General features: G+C 60.9%; 28 protein-coding genes. 8 read left to right on the forward strand and 20 right to left on the reverse strand.

All coding sequences use genetic code 11. From position 1 onward, the window contains the following. Positions 1-3: 3 nt before the first annotated feature. From aceF to EKH79_RS09840, 3 genes are all read right to left on the reverse strand, one after another. The gene (gene aceF / locus EKH79_RS09830; RefSeq protein ID WP_126673605.1) at positions 4-1,374 is read right to left on the reverse strand and encodes a dihydrolipoyllysine-residue acetyltransferase; all 1,371 of its coding nucleotides are present in this window, start codon (positions 1,372-1,374) and stop codon (positions 4-6) included. 141 nt (positions 1,375-1,515) lie between these two features. Beyond that, positions 1,516-2,352 (reverse strand): mechanosensitive ion channel family protein, encoded by an 837-nt coding sequence (locus tag EKH79_RS09835; protein ID WP_126673606.1) that lies wholly within the window; start codon positions 2,350-2,352, stop codon positions 1,516-1,518. A gap of 131 nt (positions 2,353-2,483) precedes the next feature. Beyond that, a complete protein-coding gene (locus tag EKH79_RS09840) occupies positions 2,484-3,287 on the reverse strand; it encodes a DUF2884 family protein (RefSeq protein WP_126673607.1) in 804 nt (267 codons plus the stop codon). Positions 3,288-3,513: 226 nt separating this feature from the next. Here EKH79_RS09840 and EKH79_RS09845 point away from each other — a divergent pair, with 226 nt between their 5' ends. Both EKH79_RS09845 and EKH79_RS09850 read left to right on the forward strand, forming a co-directional pair. After that, entirely contained in the window at positions 3,514-5,169 is a 1,656-nt protein-coding gene (locus tag EKH79_RS09845; protein WP_126673608.1) for an FAD-binding dehydrogenase, read from the forward strand. Further along, positions 5,166-6,179, forward strand: coding sequence for a 2-dehydropantoate 2-reductase (locus EKH79_RS09850; protein ID WP_126673609.1), 1,014 nt, complete (start codon positions 5,166-5,168; stop codon positions 6,177-6,179). Before EKH79_RS09845 ends, EKH79_RS09850 begins: the two co-directional genes overlap by 4 nt. Before the next feature lie 6 nt (positions 6,180-6,185). On the opposite strand, the gene EKH79_RS09855 is transcribed toward EKH79_RS09850, so the two are convergent. The 7 genes from EKH79_RS09855 to EKH79_RS09885 form a co-directional block, all read right to left on the reverse strand. Next, complete coding sequence (locus EKH79_RS09855; RefSeq protein WP_126673610.1) at positions 6,186-6,512, reverse strand: DUF2845 domain-containing protein; 327 nt, start codon at positions 6,510-6,512, stop codon at positions 6,186-6,188. Positions 6,513-6,563: 51 nt separating this feature from the next. Next, a complete protein-coding gene (locus EKH79_RS09860; RefSeq protein WP_126673611.1) occupies positions 6,564-7,151 on the reverse strand; it encodes a DUF924 family protein in 588 nt (195 codons plus the stop codon). 3 nt (positions 7,152-7,154) lie between these two features. Beyond that, positions 7,155-7,598, reverse strand: a complete 444-nt coding sequence (locus EKH79_RS09865) for a ferritin family protein (RefSeq protein WP_126673612.1) — start codon at positions 7,596-7,598, stop codon at positions 7,155-7,157. A gap of 109 nt (positions 7,599-7,707) precedes the next feature. After that, the gene (locus tag EKH79_RS09870) at positions 7,708-8,460 is read right to left on the reverse strand and encodes a DUF2884 family protein (protein ID WP_126673613.1); all 753 of its coding nucleotides are present in this window, start codon (positions 8,458-8,460) and stop codon (positions 7,708-7,710) included. Between the two features lie 83 nt (positions 8,461-8,543). Continuing rightward, positions 8,544-9,038 carry a hypothetical protein gene (locus EKH79_RS09875; RefSeq protein WP_126673614.1) on the reverse strand — a complete coding sequence of 165 codons (495 nt, stop codon included), beginning with the start codon at positions 9,036-9,038 and terminating at the stop codon, positions 8,544-8,546. Between the two features lie 59 nt (positions 9,039-9,097). Next, the gene (locus EKH79_RS09880; protein ID WP_126673615.1) at positions 9,098-9,646 is read right to left on the reverse strand and encodes a peroxiredoxin; all 549 of its coding nucleotides are present in this window, start codon (positions 9,644-9,646) and stop codon (positions 9,098-9,100) included. Positions 9,647-9,744: 98 nt separating this feature from the next. Next, positions 9,745-10,203, reverse strand: coding sequence for a hypothetical protein (locus EKH79_RS09885; RefSeq protein WP_126673616.1), 459 nt, complete (start codon positions 10,201-10,203; stop codon positions 9,745-9,747). A 227-nt stretch (positions 10,204-10,430) separates the two neighbouring features. Between EKH79_RS09885 and EKH79_RS09890 the strand changes: the two genes are divergently transcribed. Both EKH79_RS09890 and EKH79_RS09895 read left to right on the forward strand, forming a co-directional pair. Then, on the forward strand, positions 10,431-10,847 hold the full coding sequence (locus tag EKH79_RS09890) for a universal stress protein (RefSeq protein WP_126673617.1): 417 nt from the start codon (positions 10,431-10,433) through the stop codon (positions 10,845-10,847). 77 nt (positions 10,848-10,924) lie between these two features. After that, the gene (locus EKH79_RS09895) at positions 10,925-11,785 is read left to right on the forward strand and encodes a ferritin-like domain-containing protein (protein WP_126673618.1); all 861 of its coding nucleotides are present in this window, start codon (positions 10,925-10,927) and stop codon (positions 11,783-11,785) included. A 56-nt stretch (positions 11,786-11,841) separates the two neighbouring features. Here EKH79_RS09895 and EKH79_RS09900 read toward each other — a convergent pair whose 3' ends face one another. The 5 genes from EKH79_RS09900 to EKH79_RS09920 all read right to left on the reverse strand — a co-directional run bounded on the left by EKH79_RS09900 (position 11,842) and on the right by EKH79_RS09920 (position 14,901). Then, entirely contained in the window at positions 11,842-12,303 is a 462-nt protein-coding gene (locus EKH79_RS09900; protein ID WP_126673619.1) for a DUF6491 family protein, read from the reverse strand. Between the two features lie 93 nt (positions 12,304-12,396). After that, on the reverse strand, positions 12,397-12,669 hold the full coding sequence (locus EKH79_RS09905) for a hypothetical protein (protein WP_126673620.1): 273 nt from the start codon (positions 12,667-12,669) through the stop codon (positions 12,397-12,399). Positions 12,670-12,672: 3 nt separating this feature from the next. Further along, the gene (locus tag EKH79_RS09910) at positions 12,673-13,149 is read right to left on the reverse strand and encodes a DUF6491 family protein (RefSeq protein ID WP_126673621.1); all 477 of its coding nucleotides are present in this window, start codon (positions 13,147-13,149) and stop codon (positions 12,673-12,675) included. 61 nt (positions 13,150-13,210) lie between these two features. Beyond that, positions 13,211-13,954 carry a hypothetical protein gene (locus EKH79_RS09915; RefSeq protein ID WP_126673622.1) on the reverse strand — a complete coding sequence of 248 codons (744 nt, stop codon included), beginning with the start codon at positions 13,952-13,954 and terminating at the stop codon, positions 13,211-13,213. 74 nt (positions 13,955-14,028) lie between these two features. After that, positions 14,029-14,901 carry a LytTR family DNA-binding domain-containing protein gene (locus tag EKH79_RS09920; RefSeq protein ID WP_126673623.1) on the reverse strand — a complete coding sequence of 291 codons (873 nt, stop codon included), beginning with the start codon at positions 14,899-14,901 and terminating at the stop codon, positions 14,029-14,031. Positions 14,902-14,979: 78 nt separating this feature from the next. Between EKH79_RS09920 and EKH79_RS09925 the strand changes: the two genes are divergently transcribed. The 3 genes from EKH79_RS09925 to EKH79_RS09935 all read left to right on the forward strand — a co-directional run bounded on the left by EKH79_RS09925 (position 14,980) and on the right by EKH79_RS09935 (position 17,393). Further along, on the forward strand, positions 14,980-16,245 hold the full coding sequence (locus EKH79_RS09925) for an MFS transporter (protein WP_126673624.1): 1,266 nt from the start codon (positions 14,980-14,982) through the stop codon (positions 16,243-16,245). A gap of 79 nt (positions 16,246-16,324) precedes the next feature. Next, positions 16,325-16,996: a glutathione S-transferase family protein gene (locus EKH79_RS09930; protein ID WP_126673625.1), complete on the forward strand. Its 672-nt coding sequence runs from the start codon at positions 16,325-16,327 to the stop codon at positions 16,994-16,996. Positions 16,997-17,075: 79 nt separating this feature from the next. Further along, positions 17,076-17,393, forward strand: coding sequence for a hypothetical protein (locus EKH79_RS09935; RefSeq protein WP_126673626.1), 318 nt, complete (start codon positions 17,076-17,078; stop codon positions 17,391-17,393). Between the two features lie 68 nt (positions 17,394-17,461). Here the strand turns inward: EKH79_RS09935 and aceE are convergent, their stop codons facing one another. After that, on the reverse strand, positions 17,462-20,155 hold the full coding sequence (gene aceE / locus EKH79_RS09940) for a pyruvate dehydrogenase (acetyl-transferring), homodimeric type (protein ID WP_126673627.1): 2,694 nt from the start codon (positions 20,153-20,155) through the stop codon (positions 17,462-17,464). Between aceE and EKH79_RS18870 the strand changes: the two genes are divergently transcribed. Next, positions 20,154-20,294: a hypothetical protein gene (locus EKH79_RS18870; protein WP_158621224.1), complete on the forward strand. Its 141-nt coding sequence runs from the start codon at positions 20,154-20,156 to the stop codon at positions 20,292-20,294. The two genes, aceE and EKH79_RS18870, sit on opposite strands and share 2 nt — an antisense overlap. A gap of 132 nt (positions 20,295-20,426) precedes the next feature. On the opposite strand, the gene EKH79_RS09945 is transcribed toward EKH79_RS18870, so the two are convergent. The 4 genes from EKH79_RS09945 to rsgA form a co-directional block, all read right to left on the reverse strand. Beyond that, the gene (locus EKH79_RS09945; protein ID WP_126673628.1) at positions 20,427-22,718 is read right to left on the reverse strand and encodes an NADP-dependent malic enzyme; all 2,292 of its coding nucleotides are present in this window, start codon (positions 22,716-22,718) and stop codon (positions 20,427-20,429) included. A 129-nt stretch (positions 22,719-22,847) separates the two neighbouring features. After that, a complete protein-coding gene (locus tag EKH79_RS09950; protein WP_126673629.1) occupies positions 22,848-24,131 on the reverse strand; it encodes a peptidase MATCAP family protein in 1,284 nt (427 codons plus the stop codon). Next, positions 24,128-24,700: a hypothetical protein gene (locus EKH79_RS09955; protein ID WP_126673630.1), complete on the reverse strand. Its 573-nt coding sequence runs from the start codon at positions 24,698-24,700 to the stop codon at positions 24,128-24,130. Before EKH79_RS09955 ends, EKH79_RS09950 begins: the two co-directional genes overlap by 4 nt. Further along, the gene (gene rsgA, locus EKH79_RS09960) at positions 24,687-25,742 is read right to left on the reverse strand and encodes a ribosome small subunit-dependent GTPase A (protein ID WP_126673631.1); all 1,056 of its coding nucleotides are present in this window, start codon (positions 25,740-25,742) and stop codon (positions 24,687-24,689) included. Before rsgA ends, EKH79_RS09955 begins: the two co-directional genes overlap by 14 nt. Positions 25,743-25,828: the final 86 nt, after the last annotated feature.

Consider the following 25,828-nt stretch of genomic DNA (forward strand, 5'->3'; position numbering starts at 1 on the left):
CTGTCAGAGCAACAGACGACGAATGTCGCCCAGCTGCGTGGCGAGGAAGGACGCAAAGCGCGCGGCAAGTGCACCGTCGATGACGCGGTGGTCATAGCTGAGCGAGAGCGGCAGGATCAGGCGCGGCGCGAATTCCTTGCCGTTCCACACGGGCTTGGTCTGCGCTTTGGACACACCGAGGATGGCCACTTCCGGCGCGTTGACGATCGGCGTGAACGCCGTGCCGCCGATGCCGCCGAGCGAGGAGATCGAGAAGCAGCCACCCGACATGTCGTTCGGACCAAGCTTCTTGTCGCGCGCCTTCTTGGAAATCTCGCCCAGTTCAGCGGCCAGATCCAGCAAACCTTTCTTGTCGCAATCGCGAATCACCGGTACGACCAGACCATCGGGCGTATCGACGGCAATACCGATGTGGAAGTACTTCTTGAGCACCAGCTTCTCGCCGCTCTCATCAAGCGACGCATTGAACGTCGGGAATTTCTTCAGCGCCGCGACGACTGCCTTGATCTGGAACACGAGCGGCGTGACTTTCAGATCCTTGTTCTCTTCGCCGAGCTTCTTGCGGAAGGCTTCCAGCTCGGTGATGTCGGCATCTTCGTGCTGGGTGACGTGCGGAATCATCGCCCAGTTGCGCGCAAGGTTCGCGCCGGAAATCTTCTGGATGCGCGACAACTGCTTTTCTTCGATCTCGCCGAACTTGGCGAAGTCGACTTTCGGCCACGGCAGCAGATTGAGACCGCCACCCGATACAGCGCCACCGGAAACCGGACGCGCACCGGAAGCGAGCGCATGCTTGACGTACGCGGTGACGTCTTCGCGCACGATGCGGCCGCCACGGCTGCTGCCCTTCACCTGATGGATATCCACGCCCAGTTCGCGAGCGAAGGCGCGGATGGCAGGACTGGCATACGGTGCGTCGCCCGGCATGACGAGTTTGGCGTCGATCGGCGGACGCGCCTGCGGCGATGCATCACCTTCGGGCACATTGCCAGGCAGGACGCTGCGGCCGCCTTGCGGTGCGGGTTCTTCCTTCACCTGCGGCGCGGGCGCCGGGACTGGTGCGGGTGCCGGCGCTTTTTTCTCGGCAGCCGGTTCGCTCTTGGCGGGACTGGGTGCCGGTGCGGCAGCGGCGTCTTCGGCTTCGATCATGGCGATGACGGCGCCTTCGGACACTTCGTCACCCACCTTCAATTTGATTTCCTTCACCACGCCGGCGAACGGCGCGGGGACTTCCATCGTCGCTTTGTCCGACTCCAGGGTGATCAGGCTTTGATCTTTCTCGACTTTGTCGCCGGGCTTGATCAACACCTCGATAACGGGAACGTCGGCGTTGCCACCGATATCGGGGACGCGGACTTCTTTCAGGTCAGCCATGATTTCTCCTGCAAATCCAAGGCGACCGCGATGGGGGAGGCGGGGGCGGCCGCAAGGCTTCCATCATAGCAACCGACGCCCAACTCGGACATGGCAAATCGGCCCAAATAGGCCATGCGCATACGTATGCGGGGGTTTGACCTACTCGTGCGCCACGGATTTGCCGACGATATGCACGTCGCGCTGCGGGTACGGAATGCTGATACCGGCCGCATCGAAGCCCTCTTTCAGCGCGCGCAGGAAGTCGGTCTGCGCGGGCCAGAAATCGGTGGTTCGCGTATAGGCGCGTAACAAAAGATAGACGGCGCTGTCGCCCAGGCTGTCGGTCCACACCGTGGGCGCGGGGTCTTTCAGGATGCGTGCGTCGGCTTCGAACAGCCTGTTTGCCACCGCGATGGCTTTGCCGATGTCATCGCCATAGCCGATACCCACGCGCAACTCGAAGCGCCGCGTGCCGCGCCGATTGAAATTGATGATGGCGTCACCGCCGATCTTCGCGTTCGGCACCACCGCTTCGCGGTTGTCCGACATCACGAGCTGTGTGTGCATCAGGTTGATGCTTTCTACGCTGCCTTCCACGCCGCCCGCGCGAATGAAATCGCCGACGCGGAACGGGCGGAAGATGATCAGCAGCACACCCCAGGCAAGATTGCTCAGCGAACCCTGCAAGGCCAGGCCGATGGCGATACCGCCAGCACCGAGTGCAGCGAGCAAGGGCGCGCCCGGAACGCCCGCCGTCTGCAGCACCATGACGGCCAGCACGATCAGCAGCACGCCATACATCAGATTGCGCAGGAATCCACTGAGCGTGGGATCGACTTGCGCACGCTGCATCGCTCGTTGCAGCAGATTCGCCAGCCGTGCCGACAGCCACATGCCGATCAGCAATACGATCAGCGCACCTAGCCACTTGGGACCGTGCTGCTTGAGAAGCGCCGATAGGTCGTCGAGGGAGAGCTGCAGAAGATGATCGAACATGACGCAATCCGTCGCGGAACTGCCTAAAGCCTAGCAGCCTGCGAGTAAACCGGTAGGCAAAAAAAAGCCCGGCTGGGAACCGGGCTCACATGACTGTCCATGCTGGGGGAAAGCATGGTCGCGGGGGGTCACTAGCGTTGGGCGTATTGCCTTGCCTTGTCGAGACGGTCCGTGTCCGAAGAGAGAAGCTGAAGCCGCTCGCCATGGGCGAGACGGAACTGGAATTGCTGTTGCAGGCGATCGAGATCGGTCAGGCGCGGGCACACTTCCTGTGCGCGCTGCGCGAGCTGTTCGGCGGGTTCGGTGAGTGCTTTTTGCAGGGAGTTTTCCAGTGAGCTCGTGCGTGCCTGCAAGCTGGCCATCCGGCTGGAGTCGCCGCTGAGCGCGTCGGCTACGACGTTGCGCATCACGTCACCCGTCATGTCGGCGACGGTTTGCTGCATGTCGGCGCCGAACGCACGATCGTCGTCATCGGCTTTCCACTCGCCCTTGTCGAGGCCGTTTTCGATCATTTGCAGCGCGACGACTTCTTTTTCGTGGAGCGATTGCTGATAGCGCAGGCGTTCATCGCTGTTTTCCGCAAACGTCGCCACCACGGTGGAAAGTGCCGAGTAACCGATGTTCACGCCATCGCGCGCAATCGCTGCGATGGTGGGTACGAGTTCGCGCACCTGTTGTTCGTAATCGCGCAGACGCGCTGCGTCGGCGCTGGACACTGCCACGTCCCGTCCGTCGACGCGCAATTGTCCGTTGTGCATGAAGACATCGCCCGGCGTGCCATGGTCGCGCGTAAAGGCAATGCCATCGGGTTTGATCTGCACGTCGTACTGAGTGTTGTAGGTGCACTGAAAGCTTGCGTGCGTATCCGCAGCCTGCGCGCCGCACGTCGCGGCGAGGCCTGCAACCGCGGCAACAAAAATGACATGACGATGCATGAGCGACTCCCTCCTCAAGGCACACGAATGGGTCCTAACGCGTGCTTGGATGCGTCCCGACTTGCATAGGGTTTAACACCGGAGTGCATCGCAGCATGGGCCGTACGTCATCCCCGTGCCATCGGTCATAGAGCAAGCGTTTTGCCCGATGGCGCAGCGCACATAGGAAAACGGCCGGGCGCGCGATAAGTTGGACTACTGGGACGCGGACAGGGGCGACACACACATGCAATCCACCGATGCCATTGTGGTCGGCGCTGGCCTGGCAGGCCTTGTGGCCGCGACAGAGCTCGCCGATGCCGGCAAACGCGTGCTCGTGGTCGATCAGGAGCCGGAACAAAGCCTGGGCGGCCAGGCGCATTGGTCGTTCGGCGGCCTGTTTTTTGTGGATTCGCCCGAACAGCGCCGGATGGGCGTGCGTGATTCGCATGCGCTCGCACTGGCGGACTGGATGGGCACGGCGGCGTTCGACCGCCCGGAAGATCATTGGCCACGCAAATGGGCCGAAGCCTATGTCGACTTCGCCGCTGGCGAAAAGCGTGCATGGCTGCATGGCATGGGCATGCGCTGGTTTCCGGTAGTCGGCTGGGCCGAACGCGGAGGATATGGCGCAATCGGGCACGGTAATTCCGTGCCGCGCTTCCATGTGACGTGGGGGACAGGCCCCGGCGTGCTGGAACCGTTTTTGCGGCGCGCACGTGATGCGCAATCGAAAGGTCTGTTGCAGTTTGCGTTTCGACATCGTGTCGACGAGCTGATTGTCGACAACGGTCATGTTGCTGGCGTGCGCGGCGTCAAACTCGCGAACGACAACATGGAACGCGGCAAACCCAGCTCGCGCGACGTCGTCGGTGATTTCGAACTTCGCGCACAAGCGGTGATCGTCGCGTCGGGCGGTATTGGCGGCAATCACGAGCTGGTGCGCAAGAACTGGCCGGAGCGTCTTGGTCCGCCGCCGAAGCACATGCTGTGCGGCGTGCCTGCGCATGTGGACGGTCGCATGCTTGGCATCAGCGAAACTGCGGGTGCGCGACTGATCAATCGCGATCGCATGTGGCATTACGTGGAGGGCATCGAGAACTGGAATCCGATCTGGCCGATGCATGCGATCCGCATTCTGCCAGGGCCCTCATCGCTGTGGTTCGATGCACGCGGACAGCGTTTGCCGGGGCCGTTGTGGCCGGGTTTCGACACCATGGGCACGCTGGAGCATTTGCGTCGTACCGGTTACGACTACAGCTGGTTTGTATTGGATCAGCAGATTATCCGACGCGAATTTGCGCTTTCCGGTTCCGAGCAAAATCCCGATCTCACCGGCAAGAGTTGGCGACAAGTTGCCAAGCGCGCGATCGGCAAAGGCGCACCCGCTCCGGTGGAAGCGTTCAAGAGTCACGGTCGCGATTTCATTGTGCGGGACAATCTGGACGATCTTGTTGCGGGCATGAATGCGCTGGCCGGCAATGCACTACTCGATGTGGCGAAGCTGCGCGAAGAGATCGAGGCACGCGATCGCGAGTTCGACAATCCGTTTACCAAAGACAGTCAGGTGATGGCCATCCACAATGCGCGCCGCTATCGCGGCGATCGACTGGTGCGTGTGGCAAAACCGCATCGCATGCTCGATCCGGCCAATGGTCCGCTCATTGCAGTGCGTTTGAACATTCTCACGCGTAAAACGCTCGGCGGTCTTGAAACGGATCTGCAGGGGCGTGTGTTGGGACACGATGGTCAGCCGCTGGAAGGTCTGTACGCTGCCGGTGAAGCGGCCGGTTTCGGTGGCGGCGGATTGCACGGTTATCGCGCATTGGAAGGCAGCTTTCTAGGCGGCTGCCTGTTTTCCGGGCGCGTCGCCGGACGCGCGGCAGCGGCGGCTGTCACATGAAAGCTCGTCCGCGCATCGCCATCTATGGTGCCGGGATGATCGGCAACTATCTGGGTGGCCGGTTGCACGACCATGCGCATGTACGTTTCATCGCACGTGCGAATGTCGCGGCGACGCTGAAAGAACACGGGCTGCGTATCAGCGATTTGCACGGACACGACAAGCACATTCTTCCGGACGCGCTGGATATTCACACTCGTCCTGACGCGGTACGCGACGTGGATCTTGTGCTGGTGACTGTGAAATCGGCCGCGACGATGGATGTGGCGCATGAACTGTCCAACGTGCTTGCATCCGGCGTTCCCGTGATCAGCTTTCAGAATGGCATCCGCAATGCGGCCGAACTGCGCGCTTCGTTGTCGGGACATAGCGTGTTGTCGGGCGTTGTACCTTTCAATGTTACTCAACCTGATGCCGGACATTTCCACCAGGGTTCGTCCGGCGAGTTGAAGGTGGAACGTTCGCCCGTATTGGAACCCTTTCTTCCGGCGTTTGCTGCTGCGGGCATTCCCCTGGAACAGCACGACGATATGCAAGCCGTGCTATGGGCGAAGCTGTTACTCAATCTAAACAACCCACTGAACGCTCTGAGCGGCCTGCCGTTGCGCGAAGAATTGTCGCGACGCACATGGCGGCGCTGTCTGGCGCTGCTGCAACGCGAAGGGTTGCGTGTGCTGGATGCAGCAGGCATTCGCCCGGCGCAACTCACCACCGTACCCGCGCGCTGGGTGCCGAATGTGTTGTCGCTGCCTGACATGCTGTTCAATCGTGCCGCTTCGCGCATGCTCGCCATTGATCCACTGGCCCGATCGTCCATGTGGCAAGACTTGCAGGCCGAGCGCCGGACCGAGATCGATTACATCAATGGCGAAATCGTCGCGTTGGCCGCGTCGAAGGGGCTTACCGCGCCGGTCAATGCGCGTATCGTCGCGCTGATTCGCGAAGCCGAGAAGTCGTACGAGCCCTGGAGCGGCCGCGCGTTGCTGGAAGAACTACGCGAGCTTCGCTGACCGCGATCAGCGTGCCACATCGTCGATGTGCGTGACTTTGCCATCGGCCATGACGAAGGTGGTGGTGTGGCCGTTGCGGCGATATACCCACTTTTCGCCCTTGGTCTTGTCATTGGATTGAACCTGCACGCCGCCCTTGCGGTGGCTCGATCCTTTCTTCGAGCTGGCACTCTTGCCGCTGCTTTTGGAGCGAGAGCTGGGATTGCCCAGCATCTCTTTCACCTTGGCCGAGCTATCGCCGACAACGATCAATTGACTGCCGATGCGGATGCTCTCCATCGCATGAACGTTGCACACGCAGAAAAGCAAAACGATCGCGAAATAACGGCGCATGACATACTCCTTGTCTTCATCAGGCCAACATCCTTGGCCATGCGTTGCGTATCAGGAAAAGCCGGAACCGGGCTCGGCGAGATACGCCTTTTCTTCCGGCGTCGTCGCCCGGCCAAGCACGGCGTTTCGATGCGGAAAGCGACCAAAACGCGCGATCACCGATTCGTGGCGGCGAGCATAGTCGAGAAAGTCGGTGTAGTGATCACGCTCATTTGCCGGCGCGCTGTTGCACAGGTCCCCGAACAATTGGACACAGCGATGCTGCAACCCAATGTCTTCAGCGTGTTGCAGCGGCATGTAAGCGAACACGCGCTGGATCGGCGGTAACTGCCGGTCGAAATCTTCATCAAGACCGGACACAACCATCTGCTGCGCGCGAAGATCCTGCCGCCATGCGCGTGGATCGTTGCGATAGATATTGCGGGGGAACTGATCGAGAACGATCAGCAACGCCAGCCAGCCGGAGGGCGTTGTCAGCCAGTGATTCAAACGGCCTGCTGCGGCTGCATCAACGTGATCGCCGAATTGCTCGCGAATCTGCGCATCGAACGCAGGATCGCTTTGGAACCATTTGGCCGTATGGGCAGGATCGAACCAGAACGCCAGCACCGAAAGCGCTTCGGGTGGCGTACTCGTCACCCGTCAGTGCCCTACGGCTTTGGCAAGGCTGTGCATGTCCAGATGGATGGACTGCAGGCGTGCAAGCTGACGATGCAAGGTCGTAGTCAACTCGTCGGGCGCGATGCGGTTCAACGCACGCTCGAATGCGAACAGCAGGCTTTCTTCATGACGTGCAAGCAGGCGGATCCATGCGTCGTCGCTGCGTGGCATGCCGCGCAAGAGCAACGCATCCAGCCGTTGACGCGCACGTTCGATAAGGCGGCTACGCGTGGCCGGCGCGATGGCGTGGTTGCGCAACTGCGTCTGCAAGGCGCTGATCACTTCCGTAAGCGACAACGCTTCCTCATGGAGCACTGTCCGCAGCCCCGGCTCACTCACTTGCGCAGCGGCGTGACGATACAGCGCACGCAGCTCAAGGCTACGGCGGATCAACGCATTGCACAGATGTTGGGATTTGAGCGACACGGGGTCGCCTCCTGCTGCAGCTCAGCTGACGGTGAGTGCATGTTGCCGGACAAGCACTTAGCCGCGGATTAACCTGCCTACGCTAGCAATCGGCCGCTCAGCTGGCGTTTCATTGACCGATCTGAACGAGGTTCAGCGGGCGCCCGTTGCTGGCCCGCAGGCCTTCCTGGAGCTGCGAAAGACGCTGGATATCCGGGCACAACGCCTGAATCTCGGGCCGGAGGGCCTGTAGACGCCCTTCCAGCCGAGGCTGGAAATTCGTGGCGACGTTGCTGGCCTGGTCGCGAAGCGTGCCCGCCTGCTGCAAATCGCCCGTCATGGCCGCATTCAATGCTTGCTGACCAAGCGAGGAAGCCACTAGCGGCGTGATGTCGCTCAGGATCTGATTGGCGTAGTTATCGGCGGCATCGCCGTGCCAGTCGTGGGTGCTGTGGCTGTCGGCGATGCGTTGACGCAAATCGGCGGCGTGCGCGGCAAGGCGGCGATCGAGCTCGGCGCGCGTGTCCTGATCGAGATCGAGGCTCGCCGATTCATCATGAATGGTTTGCATGGTGATCGCCACGCCGTGCTGCGCCACGCTTTTCACGCGCGGCATCAAGGCACGCAGATCGCGTTGGAACACGTCGATGCGATCCTGATCTTCATCGCTCAACGCTACCGGCTGACCATCGGTCTGCAAGCTGCCGGCGCCAAGCACGACACGGGTGGGTGCAGGCGCATCGCGATCGAATATCAGGCGATCCGGCTCTACCGTCACATCGTAGCTGCTGGTCGCGTGGCAGACCTTCGCCAGATCCTGGGCGTGCACGCTGCCGCAGACAGCCAGGAGCATGCAAACAGCAAGCAAGGGATGGGAACGCATGGGCAAGACCTGAGTGTCAGCCAGAGTAGGCACTGGCCGACATCGATAAAGCCCTGCGCGGGAACTGCCGCTGAATCGCCGGATCAGAACGACCGCGAACGAAATTGCAGACGCACCGCCGGCTGGCCGAGCTGCCAGGCGAGCCAAAGAAGCACTACCGTGGCGACTACGCCCACGCCTGCGCTGATCAGCAATAAATGCTGCATGTGCTGTGCTTCTGCGGCCTGCTCGGGTGTGGAATGCCCCGCTGCCACAAGCACTGGAGCGATGACCGTAAGCATGTGCCACTGATACCACGCTACGACGGCGCGATACGCCGCCCACACGGCCAAACCGAGCGACAGCACACGCAATACCGGCCGCGCCCACGCCTGTCGCAGGATGCAACCCGCGCTGACAACGATCACCGCAAACGCGACGGCAAAGTATCCCGCGTCCCACGCCAGCATGGCGTGCACCTGGTCGATGTCGCTATCGCCGGCCGGCAGCGTCTGCAACACGCCCCACAACTGCTGCACATGCCGGACGTATTGCACGCAACCAAAACCTGCCGCCAGCAACAATACCCAGGCGATCATCCGCCACCACGCGAATCCTGCCTTTCTCCTGTGGCCCAGATCAGAACGGGAAATCAGCATCAGTGGGTCGCCTTTTTCATGGCAGCAATATCGGTAAGCACGTCGGCGGAATTTTTCTCGGGATCCACGTCGCGGTAAATCTTGACGATCTTGCCGTTCGGATCGATCAGGAACGTGGTGCGTTTTGCGAAATGGATGCCGACCGCAGACGTCAGCACGCCGTAGCTGGTGGCGACCTGCCGATTGGCATCGGAAAGCAACGGGAACGGCACGTGGTATTTGGCCGCAAATTCCTCGTGCGATTTGACATCATCCAGACTCACGCCCACCACGACGGCACCCTGCTGACGCAGCTTGGCGACGTTGTCGCGAAACGTGCATACCTCGGTGGTGCAGCCGGGAGTGAAATCCTTCGGATAGAAGTACAGCACCAGCCACTGACCCTTGTAGTCAGCCGGCGAATGCCAATGACCGTTTTGATCCTGCAGATGAAAAGCAGGCGCAACCTGACCCACTTGCGGATCGCCCAACTTCACCGCCGCCGACACCGGCATGGCCAGAAAACCCAGCAGGCAAATCAGCGCAGGCACGATCGAAAAACGGCGCATGGACGCAACTCCGGAAAAGAAGCGGGACGAGTATACGCTGCCCCAGAAAAGCGAAAGGCGCCATGCGGCGCCTTTCGTCGATCACCCGTATGAGGATCTTATTGAACCGGCTTGATGGTGAAACCGTCGACAGCCACGCCGAGGTTCACGCCTTCGCCCGTACCCGTCAGCGCGATCGACACGGTGCCCTTGGTCAGCACCTGAGCCGTACCGCTCTGAACGACACCAGCCGAAGCGCCGGCCTGGGCGTAATCGCCGAACACGTCCTTGATGCCATACACATTGCTGATATCGCCATGTCCGGTGACGCGGAACTTGCCTGCCGTCAAACCACCGCCGTGCAGGCTGATGGTGACTGCCGCGCGCTGACCGTTGTCGCAGGTGACATGGCCACTGCCGGTTGCATGCTGATAAATCGCCGACCAGCCGGCCATGCTGTACGTCAGGTGGCACTTGATCGGTGCCGTCGCCGCGTGGGCCGCCGTCATGGGGAGGCTAAACAGTCCGCCAGCACAAAGCGCCAAGGCGGCGGTAATACCAAGAGTACGCTTGCTCATCGGTGGGTCTCCTTACGTTGCGTTTACGGACGTCAATGCCGTTGCGGAAGTGTCCGATTTGGAGTCTGAACAAAGCGGCAAGGGCGCCTCGGGCCGTTCAGCATCGGCAAGTTCTTGTGATGAGACCGTGAGTTCGTATCTGTCGCTTTCCCGCCAGTTGATGCTTAACTAACAGTACGCCGCGCACACTGATCCCGAGGCGGCCGCCTCCCTGCCATGGAGCCTACATGCTCAAGTATTCGCTGGTCGGCTATGACAGTTCGGATTCCTCGCAGCGTGCCTTTCGCTTCGCTATCGACCTGGCACGCGCAGGTGGCGGCCGTGTGCGGGTGGTCTCGGTACTGCAGGTCGCCCAGGGCGGCGCCGATGCCTGCTGCCTGATGATGACCGACTCGGCCACCCAGCGAACCAACGAACTGTTGCAGGAACTGCGTGGTATCGCCGAAGACGCCGACAAGCTCGTGGATCTGGAAATCACTCACGGCAGCCCGGGCGACGTGCTGCTGACCCAGGTCCGTAGCTACCCCATCGATCACATCGTGATCGGTCATACCGCACGCGGCACCCTGGGCCGATGGCTGCTGGGGTCGGTCTCCGACGACGTACTGGCCGGCTCGCATGTGCCGGTAACGGTCGTCCGCTAAGCCCTTGCGCTATCCCGGGTGGGCTGGCATTAATCCGCCGCAGCGTTCACCACTTATGCTGTTGTCCCCGATCTGTCATGGATCGAGTCGCCTTTTTGCACAGGAAACGCCGCGTGGACTACAGCTCCTCTGCCCTGCCATGGACTCTGGAAAGCCTGAACTTCGCCGACATCGACATCGCTCGCGTCAGGCATAACGAAGATCTCTTCCTGTTGCTGTGCAGCGCATCGTTCGTGGAAAGCGGCTCGGACCTCTACACGCACAACCTCATCGCACACTTCGATGGCGACCTCGAATTGCAATCCTGGTTGCGCGAGCACTGGGAGCACGAAGAGATGCAGCATGGCCGGGCATTGGCTGGCTATGTGCGCCATGTGTGGCCGGAGTTCGACTGGGATACCGGCTTCCAGGCTTTCTGGAACGACTATGGCGCCTTGTGCACGAGCGAGCAGCTCGAACCCTCCCGCGGCCTGGAGCTGGCTGCGCGCTGCGTAGTGGAAACGGGTACGGCCAGCCTTTATCGCGCGTTGAACGACATCGTCGACGAGCCCGTGCTCAAGCAACTCACCAACAACATCAAGAGCGATGAAGTGCGGCACTACAAGCACTTCTACCAAGCCTTCGTGCGCTATCGCGAACAGGAACGCCTCGGGCGTTACAAAATTTTCCGCGCCGTCTTGCGGCGCGTGAACGAAATTCGAAACGAAGATAGCGACATTGCCCTGCGCCACGTCTTCAACCAGTGCTACCCGCAACACAAGGACGACAAGGCGGAATTCCAGAAAGTCGCCGGTCCTGCGCAGGCACTTCTGCGCCGGCACATTCCTGCAGAAATGACGGTGAAGATGCTGCTCAAGCCACTGAGCTTGCCGCCACGCTTGCAGCAGTCGCTGGAAAAACCGCTGGCGCGAATCAGTGAAAGATTGTTCTTGAACTGATCCAGCGCCACACATGCTGCACGCATGTGTGGCATATGGTTACGTGCTGATCGCTATCAACCGCCCGCTGCGGGCGATGCACTCGCCGAATCACGCGGCTGTTCGTTCACGTCGCGATGCGCGGCTTGGTCGATCTTCAGCTGCACCAGATTGATCGGGCGAATTTTCATGATCGGGCATGGTGCATAAGGGCCGCCTGTCAGGACCTTATCGAGATTGGACGACACCTCATGAATGCTGGAGGTGAGACCAATCGCCTGGGTCCACTCCAGATTGGGGCATCCCCAGACATCCAGTAGGTAGGCGGTCCTCGCATTCGTGTACACCACCAATTGGGAATCGGAAAGCGGCTCCCACGACCACATCGGCCCCAGATAACGGAAGCTGGGTACGGGCGCACCCGCTGCAGCGTTAAAGGCCGCCTGCCGCGCCTGCATGCGTTGCGCGGAAGGTACGGTAGAACAGGCGGCGAGAAGCGCTCCAAGGACAACCGCGCCGGCGACTTTCATTTTCAACATGGCACAAACTCCGGATCATCTGTCATGCGATAACGCATGTGCACCGCGCCGGGTGCACATCGGGCTCGCAGGGTTCATACGGATTTTGACCGTCTAGCCCGAGGAAGGTTGCTCGGTTTCCCGCGTGCATTCGTCCTGATGGGTTTCCGATTCAGGCCAGTGATACCAGTCCTTGTGCAGCGAAAACCGCTTGCACGCCAGACAGGCGGTAATTTCCCAGCGGTAACCGCAACCGGGACATACACCGCCCGTCCAGAACGTATTCCAGCAGGTGCCGCAACCGCCCATCTGCTGCGTGCAAAGCCAACGGCTGGTGCCCAGGGGACGCCAGGTGCAATGCGGACAATAGATGTCCGGTTCGCTCACCGCTCAACCGCTGGTAGACGCCGGCGCCGGTGCATTGCCACCGTTGTCGCGCGGCATGCTGTCGACCTGCCGCTGGTTTTCCTTTTCCAGCTTGAATTGCGCAAGGTCGATCGGGCGAATCTGCTTGATCACGCACGGAATGTAAGGACGCCGCGTCAGCACCTTGTCGAAGCCGGTCTGCACCGTTCCGGCGAAACTGGTCAAACCAATCGAGGTGGTAATGGTGAGATTGCTGCAGGGCCAGACATCCAGCAGGTAGGCGCGATTGGATAGTGTGTAGACCACCAGCTGGGTGTCGCTGAGCGACTCCCAGGAATAAATTTGTGATCCGAATACCAGGCGAAAACTGCGAACAGGCGCGCCGGCAGCGGCGTTGTATGCCTGCTGGCGTTGCTGCAAACGTTGGTTATAAGGCTGGCTTGCACATGCCGCCAGCAACATCCCCATGAACACTGCAGATAAGACTTTCATCTTCGACATGGCACTTCCTCCGTGATCGGATAAGCAGCCAAACGCGCCAGCGCGCGGCCCGTGCACAACGCTACTTCTTACCTACTTCGCTCCACTTGCCCGGATCGTAACCGCCCACCTCGAACACCAATTTTTGCTTGCCACCGTCCTGCAATTCGACGTTCATGGTAATGCGCTTGGTCTTCTCCATCGCATCGATAAAGCCCTTATCGTCGCGAATAAAGATGGCCGGCTCACCGGTGGTCGGCAGGAACGCGCGCAGCGGATGCGGCTTACCGTCGAAATCGGCCTGGATCGTGCAATTGCCCTTGCACACAAAACCATGGCCGGGGCCGAACATGAAGACGCTCTGGCCCCACTTCGTATGACGACGCAAGACCAGACGCACCTGGTTGTCGCCCGACGGGAAGGTCGTGAACAGGCTTGCCGTGGATTGCGTGCCGCCTTCCATCGGTCCGACCTGGTACGTCCACAACGCAGCGAGGCGGCGCTTCTCGGTCACGTCTTTCCAGCGCTGCTCGACCGCCGGCAAGGTCTGCTGCACTTCCTTGGCGGCATCGGTATTCGGGAAGCGTTTGACGATGTCATCGCCCACCTGCGAAGCCATCTCGTCGTTCTTCAACTGCAGCATTTTGCGATAGCTCTGCAGCTCGTCGTTCACCTGCGAGTTTTGCGGCGACGCCTGTGCATCGGAAGCACTGGCACTGGAGGCCGGCTGCGAGCTGCCCTGATCCTGTTGCGAACACGCCGCGAGCGAAAGCAAACCGCATGCGGCGACGAGGGTGACGGAACGGCGGAAAGGCGAGCGAATCATCGACGACACACCGGCAAAGGAAAGGCCTCTAGCTTGAAACGAGCCAGGGCACGGCGCAAGCCGTCCGGGCGAGGTCATGCGGTAGCGGCTTGCCCGAAGCGTTCGCGCAACGCAGCACGGTACCGGCGACTGCACGGAATCTTGATGCCGTCGCGCATCAGCAGCCGCGCATCGCCTGTCTCCAGCGGCTCGATTTCCACCAGAAAATCCAGGTTGACGACGTAGCTGCGATGCACACGCACAAAGTGTTGCGCATCCAGCCGCGCCTCGATACCGGCCATGGTGGCGCGCAGCGGATAGTCGCGCTCGCGCACATGCAGGTTCACGTAATTACCCGATGCCTGCAGCCATTCGATTTCGCGAGCGGCCAGCAGAAATTCCTTGCCGAGCTTGCGCACCAGAAAACGTTCGGGCTGCTCCACCGGTTCCAGGGGCGGCCCGACATCCGGTTCGTCAAGCAAACGTGCCTCGCCCTGCAAACGCATCACCCAGAAACGATAAAAGCTGATGCCTGCAATGATGGAAAAGTAAGTGCGGACGTCCTTGAGATATTCGTAGCCGAAGCGAACCCACCAGTGCCCGAAATCGTAATGATCGCCTTCCACGATATAGGCAAGCTTGCGCAACAGCACCATGCCTTCGACGTGGATTAGGCTGAAAACAATGCTGCACAGCACATGACGTGGTACATTCTGCTGCCAGGTCTCCCAGCCAATCGGCCAGCGTCGCAACGCCGCTATCAGCGCCGGTAACAAAGCCAGGATCATGATCGTGCTGCTCACCTCCCAGACCCAGGGAGCCCAGGGCGGAATGCTGCGATTGTCCATCTGCGCGATGACGCCGTTGAACGCGGTGTTCACCACCGCAAAGACCGGCCAGAAGCCGAGCTCGAACGGACGTCGCCAGCGTTGAAAACTTTCGTATGTGAAACGGCGCTCTATACCCATGATCCGGATTCTACACAGCCCCATCCAGCCGACACGCTGCCCAAGCGGCATAATGCGGCGTCACGTCAAGGATTGAACATGTCCTCTTCCCCAACGCCAGGTTCGGCGGACTCGCTTTTTCAACACCGCGCGTATATCGCGTTCTGGTGCGCGCGCACTGCCTCCAGTTTCGGCTTCCAGATGCTTTCGGTGGCGGTGGGCTGGCAAATCTATGCGATGACAGGCCGGGCGTTCGATCTCGGCCTGATTGGTCTGGTGCAATTTTTTCCGTCCGTGTTGCTGGCATTGCTGGCGGGACATCTTGCCGATCAGTTCGATCGCCGGCGCATCGTGCTGATCGGGCAGATCGTCGAATGGATTGCGATCGTGCTGCTCGCGACGTTGACCTTGCTGCATGCGATCAATGAAGTAGGCATTCTGTTGCTGATCTTCACGATCAGCACCGCTAAAGCGTTCGAATCGCCGTCGATGCAATCGATGGTGCCTGCATTGGTTCCGCCATCGCTGTTGCCGCGCGCCATGGCGGTGAACGGTTCGGCGATGCAAGCGGCGATGATCATGGGGCCTGCACTCGGCGGCTTTCTCTACGTCGCGGGTCCCGGTGTCGTGTACTCGGTCTCTGCCGTGTTGTATCTGATCGCAGCCACGATGGTGGCTCAGTTGCACTACGAACAAGCGCCGCCGAAGCGCGAGCCGGCAACACTGAAAACCTTGTTCGCGGGCGTGCATTTCATCCGCGAACGCAAAGACGTACTCGGCGTGATTTCGCTGGATCTTTTTGCCGTATTGCTGGGTGGTGCGACGGCGCTTTTGCCGATCTTCGCCAAAGACGTGCTGCACACCGGTCCCTGGGGCTTGGGTCTGTTGCGTGCTGCGCCCGCTGTCGGCGCGCTGTTGATGTCCTTCTGGCTGGCGCGTCACAGCATGGAACGTCGCGTGGGCATGACTATGTTCGCCTGCGTTGCAGGTTTCGGTGTCGCGACGCTGGTGTTCGCACTGTCGAAAGTAATCTGGCTGTCGTTGGTGGCACTCTTCGCGCTGGGTGCTTTTGATATGGTCAGCATGGTGATCCGCGGCTCGCTGGTGCAATTGGATACACCTGATGCGATGCGCGGCCGTGTCAGCGCGGTGAACGCGATTTTCATCAATACATCCAACCAGCTCGGCGAATTCGAATCGGGCATGCTGGCTGCATGGTTGGGCGCCGTGGGATCGGCCGTGGTGGGCGGCATCGGCACGCTGGTCGTGGTCGGCTTGTGGATGATGATGTTTCCCACCTTGCGTCGGCGCCAACGATTGCACGTGGAGCCGGTGCCCGATGAAGCAAGTTCGCAAACGATCTAGATCGATGATGGCGTTGACGCGACGCCGATTCACAGCGCGTTACCTTGTCGCCTGATTTTTCGCTAAAAGGATTGCCGCCTTGATCATCGTTCACCATCTCAACAACTCACGATCGCAGCGCATTCTGTGGCTGCTTGAAGAGCTGAGCCTGCCGTACGAGATCAAGCGATATCAGCGCGATCCGAAAACCATGCTCGCACCACCGGAGCTGCGCGCCGTGCATCCGCTCGGCAAATCGCCGGTGATTACCGATGGCGATCTGACGCTGGCCGAATCGGGAGCGATCATCGAATATCTCGCTGACCGATACGGTGCCGGCTCGCTTATTCCCACAGCCGGCTCGCGGGAGAGATTGCGCTGCAATTACTGGCTGCACTACGCGGAAGGCTCGGCCATGCCACCGCTACTGCTGAAACTCGTGTTCCGCCGGGTTGAAACGGCACCCGTACCGTTCTTCGTGCGGCCGGTGGCGAAGGGGATCGCGGTGAAGGTGCAACACGGTTTTGTCGATCCGCAGATCGCTTTGCATTTGTCTTACCTGGAAGGCGAGCTGACAAAAGCGGAATGGTTCGGCGGCAACGATTTCGGCGTCGCGGATATCGTCATGAGTTTCCCACTGGAAGCGGCATCGGCACGCGGCGGCCTGGACCGCTATCCTCATCTACAGGGATTTTTGCAGCGGATTCACGTGCGACCTGCCTATCAGCGCGCCCTGGAACGGGGCGGCGAATACAGCCTGTTAGGTAGCTGAACGCACGGAGCGGCGGTTAACGCCCCGCTCACGCAGGCACTGGCAACGTCATACCTCTGGACAGCGGTGGAGCATTTTCATGAGCAGGCAAACCGATATCGAACGACGACTGGACGACCTCAGCGACCGCGTGCGGCACTACTCCAATGGTGTCTCCGACACGGCCGACGGTTTGCTGACACGCGGCAAGCGCGTCGTGAGCAAGTTCAACCGCCGCGATGCAACCAAGCGCGTTTCTCAGGCAGCCGAGGACTTCGCGGACGAAGCGAACTATCAATACCGTCGCCTGCGCCGCCATGTGAATCGTCACCCGGTCGCTACGGTAGCGATCGTGGCGGGCACCATCGGCGCGTTCCTGCTGCTGCGCAAGGCGTTTCGCAGCGACGATGACGATTGATCTTGTCGCAACCGTTCCGACGGCCATAAAAAAGAACCCGCCGATTGGCGGGTTCTTTTTTTGCGACATTACACCGACTGCGGATTCGGCTTATCCGGATCGAGCTTGTACTCGCGGATGGCGCGCGCGACGTCCTTGGCGTTGACCTTGCCGTCCTTCGCCAGTGCGGCAAGTGCGGCGTGCGCGATCCAGTAGCGATCCACTTCGAAGAAGTTGCGCAGGTGTTCGCGTGTATCCGAACGGCCAAAACCATCGGTGCCCAGTACGGTGAAACGCATCCCATCCGGCATGAAGGCGCGGATCTGATCGGCGTATTCGCGCACGTAATCCGTTGCGGCAATCGCCGGACCCTGATGACCTTGCAGCAAGCCGGTGACGTACGGCACGCGCTGTTCGGATTCCGGATGCAGGCGGTTCCAGCGTTCGGCGTCGAAACCGTCGCGACGCAATTCGCTGAAGCTGGGCACGGACCAGATGTCGGCGCTGACGCCGAAATCTTTCTCAAGCAATTCGGCTGCAGCGATCACTTCGCGCAGGATGGTGCCGGAGCCGAGCAACTGCACGCGCGTGTCGCCCTTCTTCGCCTTGCCGCCGTCCTTGAACAAATACATACCCTTGATGATGCCCTCTTCCACGCCTTGCGGCAGGTCGGGGTGGGCGTAGTTTTCGTTCATGACCGTGAGGTAGTAGTACACATCCTCCTGGTCTTCGAGCATGCGGCGCGTGCCGTCCTGCAGGATCACGGCCACTTCGTAGGAGAAGGTCGGATCGTAGGCGCGCACGTTCGGGATCGCACCGGCGAGCAGGTGCGAGTGACCGTCTTCGTGCTGCAGGCCTTCACCGTTCAACGTGGTGCGTCCGGCCGTACCGCCGATCAGGAAGCCGCGCGAGCGCATATCGCCTGCCGCCCACGCGAGATCGCCGATGCGCTGGAAGCCGAACATCGAGTAGTAGATGAAGAACGGCAACATGGGTGTGTTGCTGATGCTGTAGCTGGTCGCCGCTGCCATCCATGCGGCCATGCCGCCGGCTTCGGAAATACCTTCCTGCAGCACTTGGCCCTTCTGGTCTTCGCGGTAGTACAGCAACTGGTCGGCATCCTGCGGACGGTACTTCTGGCCGAATGGCGCATAGATACCGATCTGGCGGAACATGCCTTCCATACCGAACGTGCGTGCTTCGTCGGCGACGATCGGCACCACACGCGGACCGATGGCCTTGTCACGCAGCAACAGATTCATGCCGCGCACGAGCGCCATGGTGGTGGAAATTTCGCGGTCGCCGGTGCCCTTGGTGATCTGTTCGAATCCGGCCAGATCCGGCGCCTTGAGCTTGACGTCGGTATGACGGCGACGCTGCGGCAGGAAGCCACCGAGTTCCTTGCGGCGCTCGAGCATGTACTGCACTTCGGCCGAATCCTTGCCGGGGTGGTAGTACGGCACATCCTTGAGCTTGTCGTCGGTCACCGGAATATTGAAGCGGTCGCGGAAGTGACGCACGGCTTCGTCGTCCAGCTTCTTCTGCTGGTGCGTCGGGTTCTGCGATTCGCCTGCGGCACCCATGCCATAGCCCTTCACCGTCTTGGCGAGGATCACGGTGGGCATGCCCTTGGTGTTCACCGCCTGGTGGTAAGCCGCATAAACCTTGTGCGGATCGTGACCGCCGCGGTTCAAGCGCCAGATGTCGTCATCGCTCAGATTGGTGACCATCTCGCGCGTCTCCGGATATTTCCCGAAGAAATGCTCGCGTGTGTATGCGCCACCGAAGGCTTTGCAGGCCTGGTATTCGCCGTCGACGGTTTCCATCATCAGCTTGCGCAGGACGCCCCTGGTGTCGCGCGCGAGAAGCGGGTCCCAGTAGCTGCCCCACACCACCTTCAGTGCGTTCCAGCCGGCGCCACGGAACACACCTTCCAGTTCCTGGATGATCTTGCCGTTGCCGCGCACGGGACCGTCGAGACGCTGCAGGTTGGCGTTGATCACGAAGATCAGGTTGTCCAGCCCTTCGCGGCCGGCCAGCGCGATAGCGCCGAGCGATTCGGGTTCGTCCGTTTCGCCGTCGCCCATGAAGCACCAGATCTTTCGATCGGACTTCGGAATGAGGCCACGGTGTTCGAGGTATTTCCAGAACTGTGCCTGATAGATCGCCTGGATCGGACCCAGGCCCATCGATACCGTCGGCACCTGCCAGTAATCGGGCATCAGCCACGGATGCGGGTACGAGGACAGGCCGCGACCGTGACCGGCGACTTCCATGCGGAAGAGATCGAGCTGATCTTCGCCAATGCGGCCTTCGAGGAACGAACGCGCGTAGATGCCGGGGCTGGAATGGCCCTGATGGAACACGAGATCGCCCGGATGATCGGCACTCGGCGCACGCCAGAAATGATTGAAACCGACGTCATAAAGCGTCGCCGACGAGGCGAAGCTGGCGATATGACCGCCCAATTCGCCAGGCTTGCGGTTGGCGCGCACGACCATCGCCATCGCGTTCCAGCGGATCAGCGTGCGGATGCGCCATTCCATCGCGGCATCGCCGGGCATCTTCGCTTCCAGATGCGTAGGGATGGTGTTGACGTATTCGGTGGTCGGATCGAACGGCAAATAGCCGCCCGAACGACGTGTGGAATCGACCAGCTTTTCCAGCAGGAAATGCGCGCGTTCGGTGCCTTCGCGATTGATGACGGCACTGAGCGATTCAACCCATTCCTGGGTTTCGGTAGGGTCGAGGTCCTGGTGGAGGATATCGTCGATCTGATCCATGGAACGTCTCCGCGGCGCCCGGCGCCGCCTTGCGGTGGATGCGCGTCGCTGGGGAGGCGACGAAACCGTTGCATCGGTTCGGCGGCAACGTGCCGGCACGGACAAGACCGCGTGGCGAGGGCGCCGCTGGACGAGCTAAGACTTCTGATTCTAGCTGTCGCGCGGCGATCTAGCCAATTGAAAAGCACTACATACGTATGCGCACGGCTGAAGTCCTTCTCTCACGGAGAAGTAGGCAGCCGTGCGGTAGGTCTGCCGCAATGCACAACGATCAGCTGGCGCGCTCGCTTTGTGCCGCACGAATCTGTGCGTCCACGGCGGCAATGGCCGTCATGTTGATGACACGACGTACGGTCGATGAGGGGGTAAGGATATGAGCCGGCTTGTCGACGCCCATCAGGATCGGCCCGATCGCCACACCGTCGGTCATGACACGCACCATGTTGTACGTGATGTTGGCGGCATCGAGGTTGGGCATCACGAACAGATTGGCGCGACCGCTCAGCGTCGTATTGGGGAAGATGCGTTCGCGCAGCACTTCGTCCCATGCCGTATCGGCCTGCATTTCACCGTCCACTTCGAGCCGCGGCGCACGCGCCCTGAGAATCTTGTAGACCTCGCGCATCTTGGCTGCGCTGGCATTCTCATGACTGCCGTAGTTGGAGTGCGACAGCAACGCCACCTTGGGCTCGACACCAAACAGCTTGAGACGATACGTAGCCTGCAAGGTTGCCTCGGCAATCTGCTCGGCGGTGGGATCGCACTGCACATGGGTATCGAGGAAGAACCAGGTGCCCTTGTCGTTGATGACGCCACTCATCGCCGAGGTGCATGACACACCCGGATCGAGACCGAACACGCTGCGAATGTAGCCGAGCTTCTTGTGATAACGGCCGACCAGGCCGCAGATCATTGCGTCGGCTTCGCCACGCTCCACCATGATCGCGGCGATGAGCGTCGTGCGCGAACGCAACAGGTTTTTCGCGGCAGCGGGCGACACACCGCGTCGCTCGGTTAGTGCGTGATAGGTCTGCCAGTACTCGTTGAATCGCGGATCGTCGTTGATGTTGGTGAGTTCGAAATCGACACCCGGACGCATGCGCAGGCCCAGGCGCTCGATACGGTTTTCGATAACGTCCGGGCGGCCGACCAGAATCGGATAAGCGAGCTTTTCGTCGATCACCGTTTGCACGGCACGCAACACGGTTTCTTCTTCGCCTTCGCCATACACCACGCGCTTGCGGTCCGCGCGTGCGCGCTCGTACACCGGCTTCATGATGAGACCGGTGCGATAGATGAACTGCGCGAGTTTCTCGACGTACGCGTCCATATCGTTGATGGGACGCGTCGCGACACCCGAATCCATCGCGGCGATCGCCACGGCCGGCGCCAGCATCACCAGCAGGCGCGGATCGAAGGGACGCGGAATAAGGTATTCGGGGCCGAATGTCGGCGGCTCACCGCCGTAGGCACCGGCGAGATCGCCCGATTCCATCCGCGCCAACGCAGCAATCGCGCGCACGCAGGCGAGCTTCATCGCCTCGTTGATGCCGGTCGCGCCGACATCGAGCGCGCCGCGAAAGATGTAGGGAAAGCACAAGGCGTTGTTGACCTGGTTCGGGTAATCCGAACGGCCTGTCGCGATGATGCAATCCGGGCGCACCTTCTTCGCTTCTTCCGGCAGGATTTCCGGCGTCGGATTGGCAAGGGCCAGGATGATCGGCTTGTCCGCCATCGTCGCGACCATCTCCGGCTTCAGAATGCCGCCGGCGGACAGGCCGAGGAAAATATCGGCACCATCGACAATCTCGGCCAGCGTGCGTGCCTTGGTGTCGCGCGCGTAACGTTGTTTGTCGGGATCCATCTGGTCCCGTCCGGTATACATCACGCCTTCGCGGTCGTACGCGAGAATGTTTTCCGGTTTCAGTCCGAGCGCCACCAGCATGTCCAGGCACGCAATGCCCGCCGCGCCCGCACCGGCCGTGGCCAGCTTCACGTTCTGGATTTTCTTGCCGACGATTTCCAGCGCATTGAGAACCGCCGCACCCACGATAATCGCGGTGCCATGCTGATCGTCGTGGAATACCGGAATCTTCATCCGTTCGCGCAGCTTGCGCTCGACAATGAAACACTCCGGTGCCTTGATGTCTTCCAGGTTGATGCCGCCGAACGTCGGCTCCATCGAGGCGATGATGTCGACCAGCTTGTCCGGATCGCGCTCGGCCAGCTCGATGTCGAACACGTCGATGCCCGCGAATTTCTGGAACAGCACACCCTTGCCTTCCATCACCGGCTTGCCGGCGAGCGGGCCGATATCGCCCAGACCCAACACCGCGGTGCCATTGGTGATGACGGCGACCAGATTGGCGCGTGCCGTCATCTCGCTGGCGGCCTGGGGATCTTCAACGATAGCCTCGCACGCGTAGGCCACACCCGGCGAATACGCCAGCGACAGGTCGCGCTGGGTCAGCAGCGAGGTGGTCGGCGAGACCTTGATCTTGCCCGGGCGCGGGTAGCGGTGGTAATCGAGTGCGGCTTTGCGGAAGTCGTCGGAATGAGCCATCGGATGCGTCGATACGTATCGAAAGAGGGGAATTCGGTTCGCCGGAGCGAGATTGGCGCATGGTAGCACCCGCCCGCCTTCGCCACGGGCGCCTTCCGCTGTAGGCGAGGGACGTCGTAAAGCGCGGATTTACACCCCGGCGGACAGGGTCTCTGCTTCTACTTTCGACATGCGTATACGATTGATGAAAAGCGAGAACGCCAGCTTGCCTGCCAGACCGTGTACGTGCTGCATCCACGGCGGCAGCCATCGCGGTGCAACAAGCGCGCCGGAGAGAAAGTGCGGTTCCAGGTTCATCACGTCCTGCAAGGTGAGCTTGCCCGCGAACAGGTAACGCAGCAGATCCATGCGGCGCTCTTTCAGCGCCCAGCGAAAGAAGGTGTGGACGTCGAGCAAGCCGGACAGATACACGTTGTCCTTGGCGAACGCCGAGCCGCCGGTCAGCGGTACCCCGCGGAAGACACGTTGTGCGGAGTGAAAACTATCTCCCACGCTTTGACCACAGCGGTTGAAGAAGCGATAGACCTCGACGAAATCCGCACCGTTGAGCGCCATGTCGATGGCCAGAATGCGCAGGCTGATACGTTTGAGCCGCGCGATATCGATTGCGCCTGACATCAGTTCGGCGAATACGGCCAAACCTTCCTGCGTCGCCGTGACGCGTGGCGACGTGCGCGCAAGCGAAGCGAGCAGCGGCTGGGCGCGCCCATTCAACGCCGTGAGCGAATGCACGTAGGCTTCGTGATTGAGCAGCTGATAACGGTCGTACTGGCTGAAGCGCATGCCGCCACGCAGGCGAATGCGTGTCGCACCTGCCGCCGCTTTCGCCGTGAGATCGTTGTCGACTTCGACGGAAATCACACCGGCGCCGAAGAAGCTATCCAGCGCGGTCGAAAGGTCGGCACGCAACACGTCGGAGGGAATGTTGGCCGTGATGTCGTCGTCTTGCAGATCGGCACCCAGTTCGTCGGAGAGTTCGACGAAATACTTCGCGGCATCGAGATTGCTGCGATCGCTGCCCGGAATCGAATCGCCCGGGCGTCCGTACAGCTGGATGGACGGCGCGGTGACGCCTTCCGTACCCACGGCCTCAAGCATTTCCGCAGCGATACGCCACGATTCAGCGGTGCGGCGCAGATACTCGCCAAGCGGGTCGCCGTCGCTGGCTTCCGCTTCGATCGCTTGCAGTTCCTTGCGCACGTCGGAAAAATCGGGAACCTTGTAGCTCACTTCCGGCAACGCGTACTGCCCTCTGCCGTATTCCTCGATCATGCGGTCTTCGAGCGACGCCGGCCAGCTCACCGTCGACAGGATATTGATGCCGCGCACGGCCGCGAGTAGTCGTTTGTCGAGCGCGGCATAGCATTGCAGTTCGGGGGGAATGGCAGCAGGTGCGTCGGCGGAGGTATTCATGATGCGGATGTCCGTAAAGCATCGATGCGACTGGTGAGTTCCGTCGCGATCGGATCGGGTTTGAAGCTGTAGGTGAAGCTAACTGATTCGACCGCCGGCATGAAAGTAATGCGGCGCCCCCAGCGCGTATCGCTTCGCAGCGTTAGCGTGATGCGACGCGGATTCGTCATGGTGCTTGCGTTCACGTCCGTCACGTCGCGCAGCGGAATTTTCGCCAGCTCATCGCGATTCTTCACGATGATCGCGTCGCCTTCCAGCCAGACTTCGTCGACCATGTCTGCGACAAGATTGCGGTAAAGCGCATAGCCGATCACAGCCATCAGCAGCGGGAAAATAAGGAACATCGAGGCGCCTTGTTTGCCGGCATGGACAAGCACCCAGGCCACCACGGCAACGATCATGACAGCGCCGCACCAAATGACCGGAAAGGTCTGCTTGTAGAACGACGTCAATCGCGAAGAGATACGGCGCATCTCCATAGGTCTGGCACCTTGATCGACTACACCCTGATCGACTACACGTTGATCGACGACACCCTGATCGACTATCGGATCGTTATTCCCTCTCACGTGAACCGCGCGGACTGTGTGGCTTGGTGGCGGGTCGTCCGCCGCGCTGGCGACGGAGGCGGGATTCGAGCATGGCGGCCTGCTCTTCGCGTTCGTCGCGAAGCTTCAGGTAATTGCGCCAGCGTTCTTGCGAGAGTTCGCCTTCGTCCAGCGCGGCTTGCACGGCGCAGCCGGGTTCGCTGCCGTGACCGCAATCGGCGAAGCGGCATTTTTCGGCCAGCGCTTCGATGTCGGCGAAGAGATCGAGATTTTCTTCGCCGGTAAGTTTAAGTTCGCGCATGCCGGGCGTGTCGATCAGACAACCGCCGCTCGGCAGCTGCAGCAGCGCGCGATAGGTCGTGGTGTGACGGCCGCGGCTGTCATGTTCGCGCACGGCACTGGTGGCCATGTGCTGACTGCCCAGCAGTGTGTTGGTGAGCGTAGACTTGCCCGCGCCGGACGAACCCACCAGCACCGCGCTGTCGCCCAGCTTCAGATAAACCGACAACGTTGCGACGCTTGCGGCATCCTTGCCGTTGATCGCATGAATCGGCGTGCCGTTAGGCAACCGGCTACGCAGCTCTTCCAAACGCTCCGCGGCGCCGTCGTTGAGATCGAGCTTGCTCAGGATGATCACCGGCTGTGCACCGGAACCTTCCGTAAGCGAGAGATACCGCTCGATGCGCGCGGGATTGAAATCGCCATCCAGACCGGTCAGCACCAGCACGTAGTCGATATTGGTCGCGATGACCTGCCGCTCGTAACGTTCGCCCGCCGCCGCACGCGACAGCACGGTGCGTCGCGTTTGCACGATCGTTATATGCGGCGGCTTGCCCGGTTCGATCTCGACAAAATCGCCGACGGCCGGCCGCTCTGCCGGATCGAGGCCGCGCTTGAGAAAGTGACCGGCGGGCTGGGCGCCGAAGGTCTGGACACCGTCATGCAGCTCGTAACCCGCGCGGTGCTGTGCAACGACACGCGCCAGTCGCCGTCCTTCACCCGGCAACGACTGGCCGCGCCAACCGATATGCCGGAGTTGTTCGATGGTTTGGGCATCGCTCATAGTCCGATTATGCATGTGTAAGGGCCTGTCCGTCGTCTGCCATGTTTAGAGCCCACGGACGCCTCCCACGGGCCGGCTAACGCTGT

This window comes from Dyella dinghuensis (assembly GCF_003977615.1).
GTDB classification, from domain to species: domain Bacteria; phylum Pseudomonadota; class Gammaproteobacteria; order Xanthomonadales; family Rhodanobacteraceae; genus Dyella_B; species Dyella_B dinghuensis.